The organism is Colwellia sp. 6_MG-2023, assembly GCF_030547765.1.
GTDB lineage: Bacteria > Pseudomonadota > Gammaproteobacteria > Enterobacterales > Alteromonadaceae > Colwellia.
The window spans coordinates 68436-92778 of the sequence record NZ_JAUOPP010000014.1 but is presented as its reverse complement, the minus strand read 5'-3'; the positions used below and the strand labels follow the sequence as shown (position 1 = coordinate 92778).

Below are 24343 nucleotides of genomic sequence, written 5' to 3'. Positions count from 1 at the left end.
ATGGCCTTATGGGGTGGACGCTTTAAAGAAAAAGCGAGTGTACAATTTAAAAAGTTTAATGACTCGTTACCTGTTGATTACCGTATGGCAATACAAGATATTGTCGGTTCAATTGCTTGGGCACAGGCTATTCATGAAGTAGGCGTGTTAAATGATGGTGAGTTAACCCGTTTAGTGGCGGCGTTAAATGAACTAAAAGAATCTGTGGAAGAAAATCCGAAGCAGATTCTACTTTCAGATGCTGAAGATATTCATAGCTGGGTTGAAATTCAGTTAATTGAAAAAACAGGTGATTTAGGTAAAAAGCTCCATACAGGTCGTAGTCGTAATGACCAAGTTGCTACCGATTTAAAACTGTGGTGTAAAGAAACTGGCGGCGAATTATTATTTGCACTCGTTAATTTACAACAAGCAATGATGAATTTAGCTGAACGTGAAAAAGATACGGTATTACCTGGTTATACCCACTTACAGCGCGCTCAGCCGGTAACTTTTGGTCATTGGTGTTTAGCTTACGTTGAAATGTTTAATCGTGATATTGGCCGTTTAAAAGACGCGTTATATCGTTTAGATGTTTCACCACTGGGCTCAGGCGCATTAGCGGGCACTGCTTATCCAATTGATCGTAATGCATTGGCTAGCCGTTTAGGCTTTAGAACAGCAACCATGAATAGCTTAGATGCTGTTTCAGATCGTGATCATGTTATTGAGCTGTTAGCTACTGCTAGTATTTCAATGATGCACTTATCGCGTTTTGCTGAAGATTTAGTTTTCTATAACTCAGGCGAAGCGGGCTTTGTAGAAATGAGCGATTTAGTTAGCTCTGGCTCATCATTAATGCCGCAAAAGAAAAACCCTGATGCATGTGAATTAATTCGTGGTAAAGCCGGACGTGTGTTTGGTTCATTAACAGGTATGTTAACGACCATGAAAGCTTTGGCTCTTGCATACAATAAAGATATGCAAGAAGACAAAGAAGGTCTTTTTGACGCACTTGATACTTGGCAAGAATGTATGGAAATGGCTGTATTAGTTGCTGATGGCTTAAAAGTAAATAGAAGTCGTACGTTAGCTGCTGCTCAACAAGGTTACGCTAATGCCACTGAACTTGCTGATTATTTAGTGGGTAAAGACATTCCATTCCGTGAAGCGCATCATATTGTTGGTGAAGTTGTCTTAGCTGCAATTGAACAAGGTTGTCCACTAGAAGACTTAACTATCTCACGATTACAAGAATTCAGTGATAAAATTGAACAAGATGTTTATCAACACTTATCAATAGAATCAACATTAGATAAACGTGAAGCCCTTGGTGGTACCTCACGCTCACAAGTGGAAAAAGCGTTAGCGACAGGTAACGAAAAAATCTTGAATGAGCAAGTGGTTGGCGCGCCAGGTAAACAGCAAATTAAAGTAGCACTTAAACAAGTAAAACAGCGTTTAAATGCTCAACGAGCTGCTGCTATGTCTGTGCGTAGAGCACGAATGTCAGATGTAGATAAAATACATCAATTAGTGAATGTACAAGCGGATAAAGGTGAAATATTGCCACGAACGCTTGATAATATCATTCATGATGTTCAAAACTTTGTCGTAGCAGAGCTTGATGGCGTTGTTGTTGGCTGTGCTTCTCTTTATATCTATCAAACAGGGCTTGCTGAAATTCGCTCTGTTGTGGTTGATGAATCAGCTAAAAATCAAGGACAAGGTGGCGCATTAGTTCAATACTTACTTGAGTTTGCTTATCAAATGGAGTTAAAACAAATTATTGTTTTAACTTATATTCCTGACTATTTTGCGAAATTAGGTTTTAGTGCCATTGATAAAAGCTCGTTAGCTGAGAATATTATTGAAGATAGTGAACCAACACCAGATAAAGATCCTGCTGATGAGATCGCTATGGAATATATTGTTGGTCAGGGAAAATAGCTGATTCTCTTCAATCAATGCCTTACCGACATGGATGTCGGTACTTAAGTTATGTTTGGAACGTATAACTTGTGCCTCTAAACCTTTTAACTCTCACTGAGTGAGAAGAAACTTATTGGAATTGGTATTACATATAAACTTAAAGAATGAAAACATGAATAATAGCGATCAAAATTACGTTAAATGGTTTAGAAATGCGGCACCTTATATAAATGCTCATCGTGGTAAAACTGTTGTATTAATGTTTGGTGGTGAAGCTGTTTTACATCCTAACTTCGCAAATATTATTCATGATATTTCACTATTAAGAAGCTTAGGTGTCAAACTTGTTGTTGTGCATGGAGCGCGGCCACAAATTGAAGAGCGTATGGCTCAACGTAATATCGAACGAATTATGGAAAATAATATTCGTGTTACTGATGCTGATACACTTAGCGCAGTAAAAGATGCTACAGGCTCGTTACGTTTACATATTGAAGCCTTACTCACCACAGGGCTTGCGAATTCACCAATGCATGGCTCACAAATTAGAGTAAGTACTGGTAATTTTGTTATTGCTAAGCCTATGGGTGTTCGTGATGGTGTTGACTATAAATACACTGGTTCTGTTCGTAGAATAGATTCTGACGGCATAAATATGCAGTTAAATTATGGGTCTATTGTACTGTTATCTCCTATCGGTTATTCACCCACAGGTGAAGTCTTTAATTTAGCCTTAGAAGATGTCGCTGCACAAACGGCAATTAACTTAAATGCTGATAAACTGATCACATTAACCGAAGATGAAGGCTTGCTCGATGAATTTGGTAGTTTGATCAAAAGTTGTAGTGTACGTCGTGTTAAAACCTTACTTGATGACAAAGACTGCCATGTACGTCAGTTATTACTTCGTGCCATTATTCAAAGTGGAGAAAATGGCGTTGAACGTTGTCATTGCGTAAGTTACCAAAGCGATACCGCATTATTACAAGAGTTATTTACGCGTGATGGTGCCGGAACCCTTATTGCGAAAGATCACAAAGAAGAATTATCTACAGCGACTATTGATGATGTTGCTGGAATTTTAGATTTATTGGCTCCACTTGAAGCTGAAGGCGTTTTGGTTAAACGCTCTCGTGAATTACTTGAAGTTGAAATAGACCAATTTATTGTACTTAAAAAAGAAGACATGATTATTGCTTGTGCAGCACTATACCCATACCCTGATGCAAAAATGGGTGAGGTGGCTTGTGTTGCGATACATCCAGATTATCGCAAGGGTAATCGTGGCGGGCGTTTAATCTCGGCTTTAGAAGAAGAAGCTAAACAACAGGAACTTTCTGCAATTTTTGTGTTAACAACGGTAAGTGGTCATTGGTTTCAAGAACAAGGTTTTATTGAGCAACCTATGGATAAACTACCTGAAGGTAAACAAAAATTGTATAACTTTCAGCGTAAGTCTAAAGTCTTCATTAAAGAAATTTAATTTCACCTCGTCCTGAAAAGTAGGTATAAGCTATATACCTACTTCTATTCATTGTACAATACTGCTATCTACTGAACCTGACCTCAGGTTACTCAGCTAACCCTTATAAGAGTTAAATAACCAATGACACCTCATTCAAACCTATCTGAATTAATAAATACCTTAGAGATGGAAATAGCATCATTAACGGAACAAGTAGCGACCCTAAAAAAAGAGCCTGAAAACTTTAATGAACAAGTGATTTTTAAATATATTGAAACGGGAAGTACTGGTAAAACAAAAGATTTTGTTCGATCGTTAGGAGTAAAATCAGAGCGAGGCTCTTTGTTTTCATCTGGGGATGTAACCAAGCTGATAAAAGAGGGAGCTGACGATATTTCACCTGAGTTATTGAGTATTGCACGAACGTTAATTAATACTAAAAATACTGGTAAGCGAAGATAAGTACTATTTCTAAGCTAAGCCGCAGAGGCTATTGGCCAGCGGCTTAGTTCAGCTGCAATAGATTAACAACAAGCTTTACCTTGTTGTTAATCACTATTTAAAATAATTCTTCAGCTTCTTCTTGTTTTATGACGTCGTTATGCTGAAAAATATCAATACTATTGTCTTCACTAACATATTCAGTTGGTACAGTACCTACCTGAAAGTATTCAAATAAACTGCTTTTATTCGTTTTAGTACTCAGCTTACCTGTCGCTTTATCTATGCGTACAGAAACAATACCAGCAGGTGGTTCAAAAGGTTCAAACTCAATATCTTCTAACGCTACTTTCATAAAGTCTATCCATGCCGGTTGTGCTGATTTAGCACCTGCTTCAGTACCGGTTATTTGATTCTTCCCTAAGTTGCTATTGTATACTGATTTACCTAAATTACGGCTTGGATCATCAAAACCTATCCAAGAGGTTGTTACTAAGCGTCGAGAAAAACCAGAAAACCAAGCATCTTTGCCTTCGTTAGTGGTACCCGTTTTACCGGCAATATCTTTACGTTTCAGTGCTCTTGCGCGCCAACCAGTTCCTTGCCAAGGATTCTCTGCTGACCAATCTGCTCCCCAAATCCCGCTATTAAGTGCTTCAGTAATCAAAAAGGCATTTTGTTCTGAAATAGCGCGAGGTGCTGATATTAATTGTGGTGCTATCGTACTGTTCTCTATAGCATCTTCTGCAAAAGTATCGCTTGAATTTAAAGACATCAACTCAGCAGTATTCTCGATGGTTTCCTCTACTAGCTCAGCATTTTCTAAATTATTCTGATTCAATTCAGCAAGGGGATTGTCTAACTCGCAAGGGGCACAGGCTAAAGCAGGGTTAGCTTGAAAAATAACTTCGCCTTCAGCGGTTTCAATACGGTCAATTAAATAAGGTTCAACTAAATAGCCGCCATTGGCAAAGGCCGCAAAACCAGTAACCACTTCTATCGGAGTTAATGAAGCCGAGCCTAACGCTAATGACTCATTGCGAGGTAAATCATCAGGGGCAAAACCGAAAGAAGACAGATGATTGATCGCATCATCTAAGCCAATACTTTTTAATAACCTTACCGCAATCACGTTTTTAGATTGCGCTAAAGCCAAACGCATTCTTATTGGACCAACATAAGTTTCAGGTGAGTTTTTCGGACGCCAAACAACACCTGTGCTTCTATCCCACTGATTAATTGGGGCATCGTTAATAAGTGAAGCAAGGGTAAAACCTTGTTCTAAAGCGGCAGAATATATAAAAGGTTTAATATTCGAACCAACTTGGCGTTTCGCTTGAGTTACACGGTTGAATTGGCTTTGTTTATAACTGAAACCACCTACTGCTGCTTTTATTGCCCCGTCATCTGGAGATATTGAAATCATAGCAGCACTTGCGACAGGTAATTGACTTAATCTGTATTCGTTGTCTGCAAGCGCACTTACTAAGATCACATCACCATAGTGAAATATTTCATGGGCATTTTTAGGAGGAATGCCTTGTTTTTGATCATTAATAAACGGACGTGCCCAAGCCATACCACGCCAAGGAATAGTCGCTTTCTTGTTATTACGTAAAGTAATACTAACCTCTAGTTCATCCACCTTGGTGACCACAGCAGGAACAAGTGCTTGATAAGAATGGACACTGGCAAGTGCTGTTGAAATTTCTTCATCAGTTAGTGGGTTTAGTGTTGGCGTTGCGTCAAACTTATCATTCGCTTTATTGTTAGCTAGCTCAGGTCTAAGTGAGCTAATAGCACCACGGTAACCATGACGTTGGTCATAACGTAATAAATTACCTGTTACTGCCTTATGAGCGGCTGTTTGTAATTTATTAGTTACTGTAGTGAAAACTTTAAAGCCACTGGTATATGCTTGTTCTTTACCATAACGCTCTATCATTTCTTGATGTGCCATTTCAGCAATATAAGGCGCATTTAGTTCTATTTCTGCACCATGAGGTTTACCTGTTATTGGCGCAGACTTGGCTTGTTGATATTCCTCATCTGTTATATAGCCACTTACTAACATCCGCTGTAAAACTGTTGTACGACGAATTTTGGCACGATCTGGTCGGCTGATAGGGTTATATGTCGAAGGAGCTTTAGGTAAACCAGCTAGCACAGCTATTTGTGCTAAGGTAAGTTGATTTAACGCTTTACCATAATAGACCTGAGCAGCGGCACCAAAGCCAAAAGAACGATGACCTAAAGGTATCTTGTTAACGTATAAGGTTAATATCTCATTTTTGGTTAACAGGTGTTCAATATGGAAAGATAAAAATATTTCTCTAATTTTACGTGTGTAAGTGACTTCTCTGGTAAGGAAAAAGTTACGAGCTACTTGCATTGTTATTGTGCTCGCGCCGCCTTTATCATTACCAGTTAGCTTTCCTAATACCGCACGGCCCATACCAATGGGATCAACACCAAAATGAAAGTAAAATCTATCATCTTCGGTGGCGAGTAGTGCATCTATTAGTTGTTGAGGAATTTCATCGAATGTTAAAGGTATGCGTTTCTTTTCACCAAATTGTGAAATCAATAATCCCTCACTACTATAAATCTGCATTGGAGTTTGCCATTGCACATCTTCTAAAGAATTGATTTCAGGCAACTCACTGCGTAAAGTTAAATACAATATAACGATACTTAAAATACCGATAAATAACAAAGCTAGAACTGATTTAATAATTTTAGATATTGAAAACACTACAATCACTCTATTTATGGGAAAAATTGTCAGATAATACTAGTATATCTTGTAAAACCATGTAATAAATGTATTTATGTGAAAATATGTCTAAAATAATTTCAATAAACAATTTAACGGGTTGTTATGCTAGATAATTTGTGGAAAAAGAAAACAACGATGCTGGTAGGGATCGATATTGGATCTCATGCTGTTAAAGCTGTTTTACTCAGCCAAGCTAGTGACGGTTACGTTTTAGAAGATTTTGCGATAGAGCCAATGTCGCGTGGCTCAGTAGTTGATCGTGAAATACAAGATATTGAAGCCGTTGGTAATGTTATTGCGAAAATACGACAAAACATACCAATGAAAGCCAAAGAAGCCGCTGCTGCTGTTTCAGGTCAAACAGTGATTACTAAAATTATTTATATGGACGTATCACTTAATGAAGAAGAGCTTGCTAGCCAAATTGAAATAGAAGCAGATAGCTTGATCCCTTATCCTTTAGATGAAGTTAGTTTAGATTTTGAAACGTTAGAAGTAAATGAATCCGATCCAAGTAAAGTAAATGTACTACTTAGTGCTGCACGTACTGAGTCTATTGAAGCAAGAGTCGAAGCATTAGAAGCTGGCGGCTTTACTGCTAAAGTGATTGATGTAGAGTCATACGCAATAAGCCGCTCTCAAGACTTATGTTTATCACAGTTACCAGAAGATGCCATGGAAAAAACAGTTGCCATCGTTGATATAGGCGCTACCATGACGCTATTTTCAGTGACTAAAGCGGGCAAGCATTTATACAGTCGCGATCAAAAATTTGGCGGTGAACAATACACTCGTTCAATTGTTTCTTATTACAACAAAACCTTTGAAGAAGCCGAAGAAGCAAAAATAACCAATAATTTACCTACAAGTTACACTTTTGAAGTACTAGCGCCTTTTCAGACTATACTTATGCAACAAATACGTCGGGCAATTCAAATGTTTTTAACGTCTAGTGGCATCAAAAAAGTGGATTATCTACTTGTTTCTGGTGGAACAGCATCTATTGAGGGCATAGAAAGCCTGCTAACTGAAGAGCTTGGGGTGCATACTATCATCGCAAATCCTTTCCATGAAATGGCATTAGGGCAATCGATAGATAAAGAAAAACTTGCTAAAGTAGCACCACAATTAACGGTAGCTACTGGCTTAGCGCTAAGGAGTTTTACACCATGGCATATATAAACCTCCTTCCTTGGCGAGAGGAAGCACTTAAAGTAAAACAAAAAGAATTCTTCACCTTGTTAATTGCCGTCGCTTTATTGGCATTCGCATTAATTTTTGTCGTTAATTTATATTTTCAAGCCCGTGTTGATGGACAATTAACGCGTAATCAGTTTTTAAAGAATGAGATCCAACAACTTGATATACAAATTGCCGAAATTAGAACACTAAACGATAAAAAAGCTGCATTAAAAAAACGTATTGAAGTGATTGAACAGTTACAGCGCAGCAGAAATGTCGGTACGCAAATTCTTGATGAAATAGCTAAAATAATCCCTAATGGTATTTATATTACTCAGTTAGACAAGCAAGGTAATAGTATAGAAATTATAGGGAAAAGTGAGTCGAATAATCACTTGGCCAATATGATTAGAGCGATCGAATTATCGGATTTATTTACGGATGCAACACCAGAATCTATTACCTCAGATGATGACTCATCAAAACTCTTAAGTAGTTTTAAAATGAGGGTAAAAATTCAAGGTTTAGTTAATGATGCTACTCTTGCTAATCAGGCGGGAGGTAATCAGTGAATTTTGATAGAGAACAATTTGAAAACCTTGATCTAGAAAATATTGGTCAATGGCCTTTTGCACCAAAACTTGTGTTGGTTATATTTTTAGCCGCCATGGTGATTTTTTTAGGCTATATTGGTTTAGTAAGTGGTAAAATAGATCAACTTAAACGGGTTGAAGCCGAAGAAATGACGTTAAAAGAGTCATATCAAGCTAAATATCATGTTGCCGCAAACTTAGAATTATTCAGAGCACAAATGATTGAAGCAGAAGGTATTTTTGCTAATCAATTAAGAAGCTTGCCTAATAGTTATGAAATACCAGGGCTATTGGACGATATTACCTTTATAGGAACAACCAGCGGTTTAGAATTTGTTAAATTAGAATGGCAACCAGAAATCAGTAAAGAGATTTATATCGAATTGCCAATTGATATAGAAGTTAATGGTCCGTACCACTCACTGGGAAGCTTTGTTAGTAAGATAGCAGGATTACCTAGAATTGTGACTCTACATAATTTTAAAATTGAAATTATTAAAGATAGTAAGAATGCGGATATGCTGAATTTAACCATGGAAGCTAAAACCTATCGTTATCAAGAACAAGAGGTTAACTAACAATGAGAATATTAATTTTAATTGTTTTAGTTATTCTTGGCGGTTGTTATGATGACACGAGTGATCTTAGTGCTCACATGGCAGAGGTTAGGGCGGCGACAACCAGTCATATAGAACCAATGCCAGAAGTTAAGCCATTTAATCATTATGACTATTCGGCATATGAGTTAAGAAGCCCATTTTCATTACCTGAACCTGAAGCACTTCAACAGAAAGTTCAACAAATGACAGGTTGTTTAAGTCCTGATCCTAGACGTCGTAAACAGCCGTTAGAAAATTTTGCACTAGGTGTACTTAAAATGCGCGGTACCTTGGGTGATAACGGGGTAACTTGGGCCTTGATGGAAGCTTCCGACCTTACTTTACATAGAGTCTCTGTAGGTAATTATTTAGGCTTGTATGACGGCCGTATTACAGAAGTGACTCCGCACAGTGTAAAATTATTAGAATTAACACCAGACGGTGCTGGTTGTTGGGTCGAGCGCGAAACAATAATTAAGATTGCTCAACCTGAATCGAAATAGTAGGGAATAATAATGCTATCGAATAAAATGAAAAATTATAAAATCTTCTCAGAATTAGTTAACTTAAGTCGTAGCTGGTTGTCCTTGTTAACCTTAGTAACATTGGTCATTATCTCCTTCAATACCAGTGCTGAAGAAACTAAGAGCAGTCAATTAAAAGGTATTTCTTACAATACTATTCAAAGTGATCAAATTGAGTTAGTTTTTGAATTTACAACCGCAATATCGGCACTACCTGTTGTTGACACATCAATGACACCGGCTTTTGTAAAAGTTAAATTCTCGGCTGATAATTTTGACCCTAGCTTGCAAGAAACACTGGTTAATCATGCTGGTGTAACAAATATTACCCTAGATAAAACCGCTGAAAATATTGTTGCAACTATCAACCTTGAAAAACTCGCAGTATTTGATGTTGCTTTAAATGGTAACGAGTTTTCTATAACACTTAATTACGGTCAGTCAGCAAATATTGTTGAAACCCTTAACCCTGCTGGTGAACAATTTATTAATCAAATTGAATCACTTGATTTTCGTTTAGGTGAAGACAAAACCGCTGAAGTATTAATTTACCTAAAAGACAGCATTGTCGCTGTTGATGTTCATGATAAGTTAGGCAAAGTACATGTAGAGTTCCATAATACTCGCATCATTGAAGACTTACTTTACAAGTTGGACGTGACCGACTTTGGCACAATTGTTTCCAATATAGAAACCTTTAAAGACGGTCGTAATGCCCGTTTAGTTATCGATGTAGACACGCACTTTACCTTTACCCATAAACAACAAGGTAACTTGTTTGTTTTATCGATTAAAGAAAAAGAAAAGAAGCCATTAGGTTATTTATCTGATGAAGATGAATTTACCGGACGCTCTATTTCCCTTAACTTTCAAGATATTCCGGTAAGAACCGTATTACAAATTATTGCTGATTATAATGATTTCAACTTGATTACCAGTGATACAGTCGCAGGAAATATTACCCTACGTTTAGATGGAGTACCTTGGGATCAAGCTTTAGATATCATCTTAAAAGTGAAAGGCTTAGACAAACGTATGCAAGGTAATATCTTAATGGTAGCGCCTAATGATGAATTAGCAGAACGAGAAGCTAAAAACCTACTCGCGCAGCAACAAGTAGAAGAGTTGGCACCACTGTATTCTGAGTATGTACAAATTAATTATGCAAAAGCAGTAGAGTTTGCAGAGCTAATTAAAAATGAAGATACCAGCATATTATCAGAACGAGGTAGTGTGTCAGTTGATGAACGAACGAATACCTTACTTATTCGAGATACCACTAAAAGCATTGAAGATATTAAACGTATGGTAAACATTTTAGATATACCAGTACGTCAAGTTATTATCGAAGCACGTATGGTTACCGTTAAAGATAATATCAATGAAGAGCTAGGCATACGTTGGGGTGTAACGAATACCGATGGTGAGTTTGGTACATCAGGCTCATTAGAAGGCACATCAGTCTCTAATAATATCGCCACTAATACAGGGGTTGGCAATGTACCTAATTTAACCGATAGGTTAAATGTAAACCTACCTGTAGCGAGCCCAGCAGGTGCTTTAGCGTTTCAAGTAGCGCGTTTAGCTGACGGCACAATACTCGATCTTGAGCTTAGTGCTATGGAGCAAGAAAGCAAAGGTGAAATTATTGCTAGTCCACGTATAACAACGGCTAATCAAAAAGAAGCGTATATTGAACAAGGTGTTGAAATACCTTACCAAGAAGCGGCCTCAAGTGGTGCTACATCAACACAATTTAAAAAAGCGGTGTTAAGTTTAACCGTTACGCCACATATCACACCAGACAATAAAATTATTCTAGATTTAGTTGTTACGCAAGACACAATCTCTACGGTACAAAGTGGTACCGCACCTGCAATTGATACACAGCGTATTGGTACGCAAGTATTAGTTAATAACGGTGAAACTATTGTATTAGGCGGAATATACCAACAATCGATTATAAGTTCAGTCTCTAAGGTACCTGTATTAGGTGATATTCCTTATTTTGGCTGGTTATTTCGAAATACTAGTCAATTTAATGAGAAAAAAGAATTACTCATTTTTGTGACGCCACGCATTGTGACAGAACACTTTTAGGTATATTAATATTAGTAAGTTAGACTTTTTGTCTGACTTACTAATAATGTTACTTGCAATCCTACCCGAACAATTGCGATAATTACGCCCTTGAAATTTCCGAGGGAGACCTCTATGACATCGAAAGGTATATAGCTGTTGCTATATTGTCCTTTTGGTATACCTGTAACAAACGAGTATTAAGTAAATCTAATGGCAGAAAAACGTAACATTTTCCTTATTGGCCCTATGGGTGCAGGTAAAAGCACTATAGGAAGAGAGCTTGCAGACAGGCTACATCTTGAATTTTTCGACTCTGATCAAGAGATTGAACGTCGTACCGGGGCAGATATTGCTTGGGTCTTTGATCTCGAAGGCGAAGAAGGGTTTCGCAAAAGAGAAGAAGGTGTTATTGAGGACTTAAGCGAAAAACAAGGTATTGTTTTAGCGACAGGTGGTGGTTCAGTTATCAGTATGCAAGTACGAAACCGTCTTTCGGCTCGTGGTATTGTTGTATATCTAGAGACTACTATTGATAAACAAGTTGCTCGAACACAAAGAGATCGTCGTCGTCCTTTATTACAAACATCGGAAGAGCCACGTACAGTGCTAGAAAACTTAGCTATTGAGCGTAATCCGTTATATGAAGAAATAGCTGATGTTGTCATTAAAACCGATGATCAAAGTGCTAAAGTTGTTGCTCATAAAATTATTGAGCGTTTAGACTTTTAGTTAATACTACTTTTTTGTTTCAAAGCCACTAATACATAAGTGGCTTTATCCCAGCCAAACACCAGGTAACTCTAATATGCCCACTCTTAATCTTGATCTAGGTGCTCGAAGCTATCCTATCTATATTGACTCTGGTTTATTTGAAAATGAAAAGTTATTTTCAGATCATATTAGAGGAAAACGAGTTTGTATTGTTACCAATACGATTGTTGCCCCTTTATATCTTGAAAAAATCAAAAGTAAACTGACTAACTTTGATGTTGACGAAATTATTTTACCTGATGGTGAAGCTGAAAAAAGTTTAGCAAATTTCGAACGTATCATGTCTCACCTATTAAAAAATGAACATGGTCGTGATACTACCTTGATCGCTTTAGGTGGAGGTGTTATCGGTGATATTACCGGGTTTGCAGCAGCATCTTATCAACGTGGTGTCGATTTTATCCAAGTACCAACAACGGTATTATCTCAAGTAGATTCATCTGTTGGTGGCAAAACCGCGGTTAATCACCCGTTGGGTAAAAATATGATTGGCGCTTTTTATCAACCTAAAGCCGTTATTATTGATATCGACAGTTTAGTTACCTTACCTGTGCGCGAGTTTAATGCTGGCATGGCCGAAGTGATTAAATACGGTATATTAGGTGATTATGATTTCTTTGTTTGGCTAGAAAACAATATTTCGTCAATAAAGGCTGGTGATAAAACATTGTTAGCTGAAATGATCGAAAGATGTTGTCAGTGTAAAGCAGACATTGTCGCTAATGATGAAACGGAAGCAGGTGTTCGTGCTTTACTCAACTTAGGTCATACTTTTGGTCATGCTATAGAAGCAGAGCAAGGTTATGGTAACTGGCTTCACGGTGAAGCAGTTGCTACTGGCATGGTACTTGCTGGTAAGTTAGCAGTAGCAATGAATTTGCTTGAAGTGTCAGAACTTTGTCGAATCGAATCGCTTATTGAAGCGTTTGATTTACCGTTACAAGCGCCAGAAACAATGGGCTGTGATGACTTTACTCGTCATATGCGCCGAGATAAAAAAAATATTGGCGGTAAATTACGTTTTATTGTTCCTACTGCGATAGGAAAGTCAGAAATTCGTGATGACATAACGCAAGAGACACTTCAACAAATTCTATAATTTTAGTTATGCCTAAAGCCGTATAGTTTTAGGCATAGTAATTGTAGCAAGGGTTGAATATGTCGGCAGCAGCACACACTAACATAGATGAAGCTAGTATAGCCTCCATGCCATTAAATACTGAGCCAGCAGTCACATCAATAAGTGTTAGTGCACGTATTGAATATATTCAACGTTTTTCGAAACAAGCTGTTTTGATTGTTGATAACGATAGCGGTGTTTACACGCAAGCTGCGCGTCAATTTTTAATTAGCCTTGCCAAAGATAAACCATCAAAAGCAAACAATTCAGCACAAGAAACCAATGTCGCTTTTGTTTCTGCTTCATCAAAATTAAATGATATTCAAATGCGCTGTCGTTTTATTGAGCAGCTTTTTGCTAATACCTTATTTGATCCAGAAAAATCACTCGCCGTTAGCCTTTTAACCCTAAGTAAAAAAAGCAAAGAAAGTATCACCATTGTTGTTGAGCATGCACACGCTTTATCATTACAAATGAAATACGAACTTTGTCAGTTAGTTGACGTAGCAAATAAAACCCAAAGTAAAATCAACGTTGCATTATTTGGTAACGAGCAAGCGGCACAAAATGTTGCAAAGAATAAAAGTATTTTTAAAAATAAATTGGCGATAATTGATGCAAAATCAGGACAATTATTCCCGCTAGATCACGCCAAGTTTACTAGTGATAATGTAATGTTTAGCAATAAACTGTGGTTGAAGGTAGCAACGGCCGCATTAGTAATTTTTGGACTTATTGGCCTATCTTGGTTTGTACTTATTAATTACAACAACTTTAGTTTATCTCAATTACCAGAATCGAATATTAACGACAGCGTTATAATTGCAAACGCGCAGCAGTCAAATGAACAGCCATTAGCACAAGGTAATAATGCTATTGCGCTACCTGAAGCCGATGAATTCGCGACCACAGTAGATATTCAGGCAGCTTTAATGGGCGAGCAACAAACGGTTGCTAGCACTGAGAATCGTTCAGCTCAAACTGAGGACATTTTACAAGCGTTAGACTTAGCTGAAGTTAAAGAGCCAGCCGTAACCACAGAAAAATTGATACCGGTTACCGCACCAAAGGCTGCGGCTAAAGCAAAACCCGAATTAGCAACAAAAGAAGCTGTAAGTAAGCCTACAGAAGTTACTCTGCCTTTGGCATTAACGCCGAATTACTATTTAAATGCGCCTAAAGGTTATGTTGTCCAAATTGTAGGATTCACCGACTTAACCTTGTTAAAAAGGTTTATGAAAGCCAATGCTAATTTGCAATACTTTAGTTATCAGAAAAAATTAAATGATCAAACGTTTATTGTATTAACAACAAAGATATTCGAAAATAAAGCCCAAGCTAATGAGGCTATCAGTGCTTTACCTAAAGAAATTATTGATAGAGGGGTATGGATTAAAGATCTCGCACTTGTTAAAGCAGAAATTAATAATCGTTAGGCTTTACTTTAATCACAATATTATAAATAAAAATGAATATCGCTAAAGGGTAAATCAAGATACAATTACCTTTCATTTTTATTGGTTGCCTATTCAAAATAATATGATTCAGGCGAGCATGAGCAACAAACATTGTGCATTTTTAAAGTAGCCTCGATAGTTCTATTTTAAAAAAACTTTGAAAACTGATATACAATCTACTTCTCGGTAAATATCTATGTTAGCTCTAGCTACTATTAACTTATAGGTCTCTTTTGTGACTAAAGCTCAATCACTAGCTGGAATGCGATCTGCCTTAAAATGGGCTGGTGGGAAAAAAAAAGTTGTACATGAAATTGCTAGCTTATTACCTAAAAGAGGTAAAACAAGACTAGTTGAACCTTTCGTGGGCGGTGGTTCTGTATTCCTTAATTTAGATTTTGATGAATATCTTTTAATAGATATGAATAAAGATCTGATAAACCTGTTTAATATCATTAAAAATCAGCCAACAGCATTTATCGCTGATGCACAGCGCTTCTTTACAGGCGGTAATAATGATTCAGAAAAATATTACCAATTACGAACCCAGTTTAATCAATCGACTGATCCATACGAACGTTCACTCTTGTTCTTATACCTAAATAGACACGGGTATAACGGACTATGTCGTTATAATAAAAGCGGCGGCTATAATGTTCCTTTTGGTAGATATAAGCATCCATATTTTCCAAATGCCGAGCTAGAGTACTTTTCTGAAAAAGCCCAAAGAGCAACATTTATTCAAGGCGACTTTGAAACGGCATTCACTCAGTTAAATGTGAGTGACGTGGTGTATTGTGATCCACCTTATTCACCAATTAACCCAACGTCGAACTTTACTGCCTATGCTGGTAATTCGTTTACCGATGAAGATCAAAAGCGATTAGTAGACTATGCTGAAATAGCCAAGAAAAGAAATATCCCTACATTGATATCAAATCATTATGTTGACTTTACTCGTGAACTTTATAAAGGAGCAACCAAAAAGAAGTTGTTTCAAGTACAGCGTTCAATAAGTCAAAAGGGTAAAAGTAGAGTTAAGGTACAAGAGATTTTAGCGTTATATAAATAACTGAGTGTGGTGATCTATTGCTAACAAAGCTAAGCATCACATCAAGATACAAGGTTAATTATAATGGTATTAGATCAGAAAAGTTAGTTAGCAGGCATAACCAAATTTACAATTATCAGTAAAGCGGTAATGAAAATAGCAACACTAATAATACCGACAATAATAAAATGGCTTATTTTTCCCTGAGAAAAATCATTTTCTCTATTTTTATTACTTTGCACCCCAAAGAACGCAGCCGCTACACTTTTAAAGGTGTTTTTCATTGATGATGTTTTATCTGACATCGATTACTCGAAGTTAAATGAATGAGTAATGAAAACTATAGTGCAATAAATCAACAAAATCTAGCAAATTCCGTAAATGCGACAATGCTCAGCTTGATAACTAACAATGCTATAACTAAAAAGCGCTAATTGCTTATATCGGCAATTAGCGCTTTCTTGTTTCTTAGTGTTTTTTGTTTTTATTAATGTTTTTTAAGCTTTAGGCTTATAAATCAATATCAATCGCGTAAGCAACGTATACTTTTACATCGCCTGCAGCACCGTCTAAATCAGTTGCAGATGCACCAAAAGTGAAACCTGATTTTGAGATACTTACACCATAGTCAATTGAATCTTCAGCTAACCAATCACCGCTATATGAACCAATGTGTAAATTAACTTCAGCGTCATTTTGTAGTGCAATTGCATAATCGGCACTAGCATAAATAGTATCGCCAGCATCAGCACCTTCACCAGACGTTAATACAGATACACCAAGGGTTAATGCTTGAAATGAAATGCTACCGTATACTTCAGAAAAATCAGCATCACCAGAAGTTTCATCAGGGTAAGCGTAATAGATAAAGCCAACATCGTATGAAACATCTTCAGAAATTGCGCCGCCAAAACCAGCGTAGAAATCTAGTTCATAAGTCATGCCTTCAGCCCAGCTAGCATTTGAAGCCCATGTACCAACATAGAAACCTGAATCAGCAGCATAATCAATACCACCTGAAATAGCTGAGTCACCATTTGTTTGCTCTAAACCACGCCATAAATAATTCGAGGTTGCAGCAACATTAGCGCTTAAGCCTTCAACCGCTGAAGCTGAAGTAGAAACCATAGCTGATGTAGCTAAAATTGTTGTGAGTGCGATATTTAAAATTGATTTTTTCATATTTATCCCTTTATATTTTATATTATTATTAAGTTTAAACTGCTAATGATTTTGCAAAGATGATGCCCGTATGAAAAATAGTACGTTTTTATTATTAAAATTCTTATTTATCCGTTGGTTACATTTTAGTCTTTTATTTTACTCTCGATATTAACTTTCAATAATTGCACTATAATGGTGCGCTATAAGTTCGTTTGTACTAATGATGTGCATCATTTCATTTGGCTCACGTTATGGTTGAGACTCGTATTTTTAAGTGGCTTGGGTATAATACTGATAATTTTTCTGATTGAGCATATATTATGTCTTCTTTTCTAATTGCACCTTCTATTTTATCTGCTGATTTTGCTCGTTTGGGTGATGATGTTGCTAAAGTTTTATCTGCGGGTGCTGATGTAGTGCACTTTGATGTTATGGATAATCACTTTGTGCCTAATTTAACGTTCGGGCCAATGATTTGTCAGTCATTGCGTGATTACGGTATCACCGCGCCAATTGATGTACATTTAATGGTAAAGCCAGTTGATGCATTAGTTCCTCAGTTTGCCAAAGCGGGTGCTGATATCATTACTTTCCACCCTGAAGGAAGTGATCATATTGATCGTACCTTACAGCTGATAAAAGATAACGGTTGTAAAGCGGGTTTAGTGTTGAATCCGGCAACGCCTTTACAATGTTTAGATTTTGTTATGGATAAACTTGATGTAATTTTATTGATGTCAGTTAATCCAGGGTTTGGTGGACAATCTTTTATCCCAACAACATTAGACAAATTACGTTTAGTGAAAGAAAAAATTAACGCAAGCGGTAGAGATATTCGTTTACAAGTCGACGGTGGCGTGAAAGCTGATAATATCGCTGATATTGCTAAAGCTGGTGCAGATATGTTTGTTGCGGGTAGTGCCATATTCTCACAACCCGATTACAAAGTAGCTATTGATGCTATGCGTGCTGAACTAGCAAAAGTGTAGATCGAAAACAAAAAATCATACATAACAAAATGGCTAGGGGCGCAACTCTGGCTTTATTTAAGGAACATCATGAGTAAACCTATTGTACTAAGTGGCTGTCAGCCATCTGGCGAATTAACTATTGGTAATTATTTAGGCGCATTAAAACAATGGGTCGATATGCAATCTAGCAACGAATGTTATTATATGTTGGTCAACCAACACGCAATTACTGTTCGACCTAAGGCGGAAGACTTACGTAAAGCGACCTTAGACGGCCTAGCGTTGTACTTAGCTTGTGGAGTAGACCCAGAGCAAAGCACTATTTTTATCCAGTCACATGTACCTGCACATGCGCAATTAAGCTGGGTGTTAAATTGTTATACCCAAATGGGTGAATTAAACCGTATGACGCAATACAAAGATAAGTCACAAAAATCTGAAGCAAATATGAACTCAGGTTTATTTACTTATCCGGTATTAATGGCAGCAGACATTTTATTATATGGCGCTGATAGCGTACCTGTTGGTGATGATCAAAAACAACATTTAGAATTAGCGCGTGATATTGCGACACGTTTTAACAATATTTATGGTGATATATTCACTGTACCCGATCCGTTCATTCCTCAACATGGTGCACGCGTGATGAGTTTGCTTGAACCAACTAAGAAAATGTCTAAGTCTGATGACAACCCAGGCAACTTTATTGGTTTATTAGAAGACCCGAAAAAAATTGCTAAGAAAATTAAACGTGCGGTAACAGACTCTGACGAGCAAGCCAATATTTACTACAATTTAGAAGAGAAACCAGGTGTTTCAAACTTATTATCTTTACTTTCATGTGCTACAGGTAAGTCGATTGATAGCTTAGTACCTGACTATGAAGATAAAATGTATGGCCATTTAAAAGGTGATGTGGCTGATGCTGTTGTTGCTATGTTAGAGCCAATTCAAACTAAATTTCATCAATATCGTGCAGACCAAGCTTTTCTAGATCAAGTAATGAAAAGTGGCGCTGAAAAAGCATCGCTTCGCGCTGATAAAATATTAACGTCAGTGTATGATGCGGTAGGTTTTATTCCTCGCCCATAATGGGGGATATAATATGGCGTTAATTGTTAACGCTAGCCACTTTTACTAGCCACTTTTAGTCATATCAAAAGTGGCTAGTCTATTCTAAAGCTTGTACTGCTTAAGCCTGTAATTGTAGGCTCATAATTTTAGGCTTGTACTTTGTAGAGTTAACTGAAAAATCTTAACAGCACTACTCTTTAACTGCTTCCTGCTTCGTTTTATCAAATAGCTTACTGCTATCTCCAATAAAATCATCGACACTAGCGCTTGATGAAATGAGAAAGCTTGGCATCATAATCGTCGCATTATATTGCGGTCTTGGATCAAAATCAGGCTTATTGCTGTATTGCACTAAATAACTACCACCAAACAATAATAAGGTCATGCTTGCCGCAACAACTAGGCGTCGTCTTGCTGACATATGGAAGCCAATATAGCTATTAAGCCAAAATAAACTAAACGCTAAGGCAATAGAAATAAGAACAATCAGTAAAGCGGCTAGTGAATCACTGGTACTGTTAAATTTAACAACCCCTTCTAAGAAATCGCTAAACCACATAAGATTGAAAAAAGCGAAACTTATCCCTATTTGCGCCATTATTCGCGTTTCATTTTTACTTAAGTAAGAAACTAAAGCGACTCCAGCAGGCCATAAAGCAAAACCGAGAGTCATACCAATGGTTGGCACTAACAGCTGGCTAAAATTAACTTCTTTTGAGGTATTAAGATAAAACACGTTACCAGCAATCAAGGTAAATAAAATCAAACTTGATAGCAGCACAACAGGGTGGCGCATTAAATTAATAAAGCTTTCAAAAGGGCTAAAAGGCAAGGTTGGTTCAACAGGGTGATGATTAAATAATATTCTTAACTGACTTTTCCCTAAGGTAATAATATCGCCGTCATTGATTATGTGCTCATTTGCTGGACGCTTTTTTTGCGCTTTATTTTCAATATAAGAGCCATTCAATGTTTGATTATCGGTAATTTTCCATTGACCATCTATTTCATCAATACTGATATGGCTAGGGCAAATATGCGGATCATCTAAAATAATGTCGTTATGATAATCACGGCCAATATGTATTTGCGGTTTTGATAACCTATGTCTGTGTAGTAATTTATGATTGCGACTAATTTCTTCAATGATGATTTCACTTGCTGCTATTTTCTCTATCAGCGATTGATTTTCTGCTATTTCATCATTGTCTATTAGTGATTCAGGCATATCTGTTGTGGTTACTTCCATAATACCGCCTCCATAAATTGACGAGTAAAGGCTAACGCATTCGGCTGACTAACCCCTGCTATGGTAAAGTGGCTAACAATAGCTTGCTGATCTTTATCTACCGAAGCAGCTAAATAAAGTACATCGTATAAATCAGGGAATTTTTTATAAGCACGAGTACAAAAGACTGTTTTATTGTTAATCGCTTGATTATCAGGCATTACTAAATCATCGTGACATTGGAATTCAGTTACATTTTCTTTATCAGCTCTATTGCCTGCATTGGCATGAGCAATTTGTTGCTGATATAAGTGATAAAACTTATTAGTGCTAATATCTTTCGCTTGCATTGTTCTAAATTCAATTTCCATGGTGCCGGTAAAGAAGTTAGATGAAATATAAGTATTTTCATCCAAAGAACAATTAGCGACAGCGGTTAAAATCAACGCATCTGCTTTATCTGCATTTGAATTGCCCCAGCAACGAATAAAAGGTACGTCAATAATAGGAATAATCGCGGCTTCACCAAGCTGTTTTTCTTGCCATGTACTGTTTAAAATAGTCTCTATTAATTTATTTTGACTCGCCATTAATTGTGCTGTCATCTGTTGTTCAATGCTATTAGGTGGAGCCTTTAAAAAGCTATCATATAATGCGACTAACTTGTCATGAGGTACAAGAAAACCGATAGAGTTACCCGACGTTGCGACATTAATACCAACAACTTCCGCTTCCTTATTTACCACAGGGCCACCGCTCATCCCTGAATTAATTGAACCCGTAAAATGAATGCGATCATTAAACGACTCTCTTTTCAGGCCATTATAAGTACCGGGCACAACAATCATACCTAAGTCATGAGGGTTGCCTAACGAGAATAGTTGCTCGCCTTTATGTGGCGATGCTTTCGATAATTGAAAATAAGGCGTTTCTTGCACAACATCACGTCTAACTAATGCTAGGTCATTGATCACATCTACGCTTTTTAATATTAAGTCACCGGTATTTCCCTGACCATCAAGGTACTCTATTCGGTATTTTTGAGGATGCAAAGCATAGCTGGAAATAACATGATAGTTAGTAGCAATAATACCGTCGTTACTTATTTGAAAACCAGAGCCAATAGACGATTTCTCACCACTGGCTTTGTCTATTAATTTTATTTGAAAAAGCGAAGGTTTAAGTTGGTTAAATAATTGTTCTGCTTGCTCTTCGGCAAAACTAGTCTTGCTTAGTACTGTACCGAGTAAAAAAAGCGCTAAGCTAAAAAAAACTTTCATTCAGATTCCTGTTAAAAAATTGTCGTACCATTGTGCCATTGTCAGCGCATTAGTCACTTAGTATTTTCTATATTATTATTCTACTTGTTTTTTTTTGACAAAACACCCTAGTACCTAATACCAGATTCATTAACTAAGTAACGATGTAGTTGGTAATTTTAACAAGTAGAAATAATTACATAGTTAGTGAGATTGGTATAAGTAAATATATCGCTTGAAACTAGCACGAAAAGGTCGCTTTATTGATCTAGTACAAGTAAACAGGTTGTTGCCTGTGACATTTTGTCGCACATTGGCTATTTCCCTTTGTTCTCTCTTAACTATCCCGTAAGAATACACACCATTGAATAAAAGTTAAAAACCAATTTAACCAACCTTTTAACATTGAGTGAAATTTTATGCGCACTTCTATTACGCGTTTATCTCTTGCCGTAAAACTTGTTTTACTATCAGCAATAACTTCTTCGCCTCTTATCATGTCAAATACAGCTTTAGCCGATGAAGCAAAGGGTATTAGTGACAATTTAGAAGTCATTACTATTACTAACCAACGCCATCACAGTTTAGAAAGTAGTATGGGATATGCACAAGGAAAAACCAGTGTTCCTGATCTAGCTGACTGGCTCATTTCAGTTCCAGGTGCAAACATTAATAGCAATGGCCCAATTACCGGTATTGCACAATATCGGGGCTTGTATGGTGACAGGTTAGCCACCTCACTTGATGGACATCCTGTTATTGGTGCCGGGCCTAATGCTATGGATACGCCACTGAGTTATTCAACACCATTAATTGTTGATTCAATGACCGTATATCGTGGCATTGCACCGGTATCAGCAGGCATTAATACCCTTGGTGGTGCGATTGAAGTGAAAATGCGTAAAGCTGAAACAATGAATAACACAATCACAAACGTAAATGGCGATATTCAAGTTGGCTACCGTAATAACAACAGCGCTAAAACTTTATCAGCGGTGACCAATATTGCTAAAGATAATATTGCCGTTTTACTCTACGGTAATAGCCAAGTAGGCGATAGTATGGAAAGCAGCAACGACGTTGTTATTCAACCTACCGATTTTGACAAAGTACAAGTCGGTGGTGACATTCGTTATAGCAAAAACGCTAACGAAGTCGGGCTAAGCTACCATTACACCGACACTAATGACTCAGGTACGCCAGCGTTACCGATGGACATTGAATATATTGAAAGTCACCGAGTGACGTTAGATGGTGTTTTTAGTTTACATGAATGGCAAGGCGAATGGCAGCTAGGCTATACCGATGCTGATCATGGCATGACAAACTTTTTAATGCGTACAAACGATGATCCTTCCGCCTACCGCCGTAATAACGCGACAGCAGAAACGTCAGACTTTACCTTTGAATTAGCGAAAGAATTTGATTTTGGTGAGCTATCTTTTGGTATAGATGGTTATTTTGCAACCCATGATTCAGTGATCACTAATCCAAATAATATGATGTTTGAAATTGTTAATTTTAATAACGTTGAAGACAATCGTTATGGCTTATTCGTAGAATGGCAAAAGCAGTTTTACCAAACCACAGTGCAGTTGGGTGCTAGGTTAAAACGAGCTGAGTCTAATGCCGGAAACGTAAGTACTTCAATGGCAATGATGGACATGGACTCAGATATGGACATGAGTGACGATATGGATATGAGCGATGGCATGGATTCAGACATGGAAATGCCAAGTATGGCAAGTTTAGCAAGCGAGCTACAAAATGGTTTTAATGAGACTAATCGTCAAGTATCCGACAACAACCTTGATATTGCGTTAAATACACAAACAATCCTTTCTAATAATTTATCGATTTCTGCAGGCATTGGTGTAAAAAATCGTGCGCCATCATACCAAGAGCTGTACCTATGGACGCCAATGGAATCAACCGGCGGCTTAGCTGATGGCCATACTTATATTGGCGACATTAACTTGAAGTCAGAAACGGCGTATCAACTTGATTTAGGTTTAAATTATCAAGATGATACGTTGATGATCGCGCCTCATATTTTCTATCAATCAATTGATGACTATATTCAAGGTACCTCAATAGGCATGGATGATATGGCCGCTAAACAAATGGCGACTATGATGGCTGGCGACACCAACCCGCTGAAATTCTCTAATGTTGATGCCAAGCTTTACGGCTTTGATCTGAACGGTTATTACAACATTACCAACGAAGTACAGCTATTCACCATTATTAACTATGTACAAGGTGAACGTCGTGACATTAATGATAACTTATATCGTATTGCACCACTTAATGGGCAAATTCAATTAAGCTACACTGGGCAAAACTGGATGGTAAAAACAAGCTTAGTGATGGCAGCAAAACAAACGAAAGTCTCATCAACTAACGATGAGCAAGAAACGGCAGGTTATGGCGTACTTAATGTTGATGCTCAATATTATGTCAATAACGACCTTACTTTACGTTTTGGTGTGGATAATTTGTTAGATAAAAGCTATCAAAAGCATTTAGGTGGTTATAATCGCGTAAAAGGCACTGATGTTGCTGTAATGTCGAGACTACCACAAGAAGGTGTTAGTGCATGGGCTGAAGCGACCTATAGTTTTTAATAGCTTTTTAATAGCTTTTTAATAGTAATGTAGTTCAGGTTAGCT

General features: G+C 37.3%; 20 protein-coding genes. 15 read left to right on the top strand and 5 right to left on the bottom strand.

Annotated elements, in window-relative coordinates; all coding sequences use genetic code 11:
- The 3 genes from argH (at nucleotide 1) to Q4503_RS10625 (ending at nucleotide 3838) form a co-directional block, all read left to right on the top strand.
- Nucleotides 1-1929 (top strand): argininosuccinate lyase, encoded by a 1929-nt coding sequence (gene argH / locus Q4503_RS10635; protein WP_215973205.1) that lies wholly within the window; start codon nucleotides 1-3, stop codon nucleotides 1927-1929.
- A gap of 154 nt (nucleotides 1930-2083) precedes the next feature.
- Nucleotides 2084-3394 (top strand): amino-acid N-acetyltransferase, encoded by a 1311-nt coding sequence (gene argA, locus Q4503_RS10630; RefSeq protein WP_215973204.1) that lies wholly within the window; start codon nucleotides 2084-2086, stop codon nucleotides 3392-3394.
- 123 nt (nucleotides 3395-3517) lie between these two features.
- On the top strand, nucleotides 3518-3838 hold the full coding sequence (locus Q4503_RS10625) for a hypothetical protein (protein ID WP_215973203.1): 321 nt from the start codon (nucleotides 3518-3520) through the stop codon (nucleotides 3836-3838).
- Nucleotides 3839-3935: 97 nt separating this feature from the next.
- On the opposite strand, the gene Q4503_RS10620 is transcribed toward Q4503_RS10625, so the two are convergent.
- A complete protein-coding gene (locus tag Q4503_RS10620) occupies nucleotides 3936-6572 on the bottom strand; it encodes a penicillin-binding protein 1A (protein ID WP_303602244.1) in 2637 nt (878 codons plus the stop codon).
- A 126-nt stretch (nucleotides 6573-6698) separates the two neighbouring features.
- Here Q4503_RS10620 and Q4503_RS10615 point away from each other — a divergent pair, with 126 nt between their 5' ends.
- The 9 genes from Q4503_RS10615 (at nucleotide 6699) to Q4503_RS10575 (ending at nucleotide 15996) form a co-directional block, all read left to right on the top strand.
- Nucleotides 6699-7778 carry a pilus assembly protein PilM gene (locus Q4503_RS10615; protein ID WP_215973201.1) on the top strand — a complete coding sequence of 360 codons (1080 nt, stop codon included), beginning with the start codon at nucleotides 6699-6701 and terminating at the stop codon, nucleotides 7776-7778.
- Entirely contained in the window at nucleotides 7766-8350 is a 585-nt protein-coding gene (locus Q4503_RS10610; protein ID WP_303602243.1) for a PilN domain-containing protein, read from the top strand. The genes Q4503_RS10615 and Q4503_RS10610 overlap by 13 nt, the downstream gene beginning before the upstream one ends.
- Nucleotides 8347-8949 (top strand): type 4a pilus biogenesis protein PilO, encoded by a 603-nt coding sequence (locus Q4503_RS10605; RefSeq protein WP_303602242.1) that lies wholly within the window; start codon nucleotides 8347-8349, stop codon nucleotides 8947-8949. Before Q4503_RS10610 ends, Q4503_RS10605 begins: the two co-directional genes overlap by 4 nt.
- Before the next feature lie 2 nt (nucleotides 8950-8951).
- Nucleotides 8952-9473, top strand: coding sequence for a pilus assembly protein PilP (locus Q4503_RS10600; RefSeq protein WP_303602241.1), 522 nt, complete (start codon nucleotides 8952-8954; stop codon nucleotides 9471-9473).
- Between the two features lie 12 nt (nucleotides 9474-9485).
- Nucleotides 9486-11594, top strand: a complete 2109-nt coding sequence (locus Q4503_RS10595) for a type IV pilus secretin PilQ (RefSeq protein ID WP_215973197.1) — start codon at nucleotides 9486-9488, stop codon at nucleotides 11592-11594.
- Nucleotides 11595-11786: 192 nt separating this feature from the next.
- The gene (gene aroK, locus Q4503_RS10590) at nucleotides 11787-12305 is read left to right on the top strand and encodes a shikimate kinase AroK (protein ID WP_215973196.1); all 519 of its coding nucleotides are present in this window, start codon (nucleotides 11787-11789) and stop codon (nucleotides 12303-12305) included.
- Nucleotides 12306-12381: 76 nt separating this feature from the next.
- Nucleotides 12382-13446: a 3-dehydroquinate synthase gene (gene aroB, locus Q4503_RS10585; RefSeq protein WP_215973195.1), complete on the top strand. Its 1065-nt coding sequence runs from the start codon at nucleotides 12382-12384 to the stop codon at nucleotides 13444-13446.
- 59 nt (nucleotides 13447-13505) lie between these two features.
- Complete coding sequence (locus Q4503_RS10580) at nucleotides 13506-14903, top strand: SPOR domain-containing protein (protein WP_303602240.1); 1398 nt, start codon at nucleotides 13506-13508, stop codon at nucleotides 14901-14903.
- Nucleotides 14904-15186: 283 nt separating this feature from the next.
- Entirely contained in the window at nucleotides 15187-15996 is an 810-nt protein-coding gene (locus Q4503_RS10575) for a Dam family site-specific DNA-(adenine-N6)-methyltransferase (RefSeq protein ID WP_215973226.1), read from the top strand.
- Nucleotides 15997-16079: 83 nt separating this feature from the next.
- Here Q4503_RS10575 and Q4503_RS10570 read toward each other — a convergent pair whose 3' ends face one another.
- Both Q4503_RS10570 and Q4503_RS10565 read right to left on the bottom strand, forming a co-directional pair.
- Nucleotides 16080-16280, bottom strand: a complete 201-nt coding sequence (locus Q4503_RS10570; RefSeq protein ID WP_252727495.1) for a DUF2970 domain-containing protein — start codon at nucleotides 16278-16280, stop codon at nucleotides 16080-16082.
- A 205-nt stretch (nucleotides 16281-16485) separates the two neighbouring features.
- Entirely contained in the window at nucleotides 16486-17157 is a 672-nt protein-coding gene (locus tag Q4503_RS10565; RefSeq protein WP_215973193.1) for a TorF family putative porin, read from the bottom strand.
- A gap of 302 nt (nucleotides 17158-17459) precedes the next feature.
- Between Q4503_RS10565 and rpe the strand changes: the two genes are divergently transcribed.
- Together rpe and trpS are read left to right on the top strand one after the other, a co-directional pair.
- Nucleotides 17460-18128 (top strand): ribulose-phosphate 3-epimerase, encoded by a 669-nt coding sequence (rpe, locus tag Q4503_RS10560; RefSeq protein WP_215973192.1) that lies wholly within the window; start codon nucleotides 17460-17462, stop codon nucleotides 18126-18128.
- Between the two features lie 69 nt (nucleotides 18129-18197).
- Nucleotides 18198-19202, top strand: coding sequence for a tryptophan--tRNA ligase (trpS, locus tag Q4503_RS10555; RefSeq protein WP_215973191.1), 1005 nt, complete (start codon nucleotides 18198-18200; stop codon nucleotides 19200-19202).
- A 172-nt stretch (nucleotides 19203-19374) separates the two neighbouring features.
- Here the strand turns inward: trpS and Q4503_RS10550 are convergent, their stop codons facing one another.
- Both Q4503_RS10550 and Q4503_RS10545 read right to left on the bottom strand, forming a co-directional pair.
- On the bottom strand, nucleotides 19375-20433 hold the full coding sequence (locus Q4503_RS10550; protein WP_303602239.1) for an FHA domain-containing protein: 1059 nt from the start codon (nucleotides 20431-20433) through the stop codon (nucleotides 19375-19377).
- Nucleotides 20424-21692, bottom strand: a complete 1269-nt coding sequence (locus Q4503_RS10545) for a serine protease (RefSeq protein ID WP_215973189.1) — start codon at nucleotides 21690-21692, stop codon at nucleotides 20424-20426. The genes Q4503_RS10550 and Q4503_RS10545 overlap by 10 nt, the downstream gene beginning before the upstream one ends.
- Before the next feature lie 398 nt (nucleotides 21693-22090).
- Here Q4503_RS10545 and Q4503_RS10540 point away from each other — a divergent pair, with 398 nt between their 5' ends.
- A complete protein-coding gene (locus Q4503_RS10540; protein ID WP_303602238.1) occupies nucleotides 22091-24298 on the top strand; it encodes a TonB-dependent receptor in 2208 nt (735 codons plus the stop codon).
- Nucleotides 24299-24343 lie beyond the last annotated feature (45 nt).

What these genes read in the sequence shown, in the direction of transcription:
- Q4503_RS10545 (WP_215973189.1), bottom strand. Translation starts at nt 21,692, where the DNA reads ATGAAAGTTTTTTTTAGCTTAGCGCTTTTTTTACTCGGTACAGTACTA.
- rpe (WP_215973192.1), top strand. Translation starts at nt 17,460, where the DNA reads ATGTCTTCTTTTCTAATTGCACCTTCTATTTTATCTGCTGATTTTGCT.
- Q4503_RS10580 (WP_303602240.1), top strand. Translation starts at nt 13,506, where the DNA reads ATGTCGGCAGCAGCACACACTAACATAGATGAAGCTAGTATAGCCTCC.
- Q4503_RS10575 (WP_215973226.1), top strand. Translation starts at nt 15,187, where the DNA reads ATGCGATCTGCCTTAAAATGGGCTGGTGGGAAAAAAAAAGTTGTACAT.
- Q4503_RS10600 (WP_303602241.1), top strand. Translation starts at nt 8,952, where the DNA reads ATGAGAATATTAATTTTAATTGTTTTAGTTATTCTTGGCGGTTGTTAT.
- Q4503_RS10615 (WP_215973201.1), top strand. Translation starts at nt 6,699, where the DNA reads ATGCTAGATAATTTGTGGAAAAAGAAAACAACGATGCTGGTAGGGATC.
- argH (WP_215973205.1), top strand. Translation starts at nt 1, where the DNA reads ATGGCCTTATGGGGTGGACGCTTTAAAGAAAAAGCGAGTGTACAATTT.
- Q4503_RS10565 (WP_215973193.1), bottom strand. Translation starts at nt 17,157, where the DNA reads ATGAAAAAATCAATTTTAAATATCGCACTCACAACAATTTTAGCTACA.
- argA (WP_215973204.1), top strand. Translation starts at nt 2,084, where the DNA reads ATGAATAATAGCGATCAAAATTACGTTAAATGGTTTAGAAATGCGGCA.
- Q4503_RS10610 (WP_303602243.1), top strand. Translation starts at nt 7,766, where the DNA reads ATGGCATATATAAACCTCCTTCCTTGGCGAGAGGAAGCACTTAAAGTA.
- aroB (WP_215973195.1), top strand. Translation starts at nt 12,382, where the DNA reads ATGCCCACTCTTAATCTTGATCTAGGTGCTCGAAGCTATCCTATCTAT.
- Q4503_RS10570 (WP_252727495.1), bottom strand. Translation starts at nt 16,280, where the DNA reads ATGTCAGATAAAACATCATCAATGAAAAACACCTTTAAAAGTGTAGCG.
- trpS (WP_215973191.1), top strand. Translation starts at nt 18,198, where the DNA reads ATGAGTAAACCTATTGTACTAAGTGGCTGTCAGCCATCTGGCGAATTA.
- Q4503_RS10540 (WP_303602238.1), top strand. Translation starts at nt 22,091, where the DNA reads ATGCGCACTTCTATTACGCGTTTATCTCTTGCCGTAAAACTTGTTTTA.
- Q4503_RS10595 (WP_215973197.1), top strand. Translation starts at nt 9,486, where the DNA reads ATGCTATCGAATAAAATGAAAAATTATAAAATCTTCTCAGAATTAGTT.
- aroK (WP_215973196.1), top strand. Translation starts at nt 11,787, where the DNA reads ATGGCAGAAAAACGTAACATTTTCCTTATTGGCCCTATGGGTGCAGGT.
- Q4503_RS10550 (WP_303602239.1), bottom strand. Translation starts at nt 20,433, where the DNA reads ATGGAAGTAACCACAACAGATATGCCTGAATCACTAATAGACAATGAT.
- Q4503_RS10625 (WP_215973203.1), top strand. Translation starts at nt 3,518, where the DNA reads ATGACACCTCATTCAAACCTATCTGAATTAATAAATACCTTAGAGATG.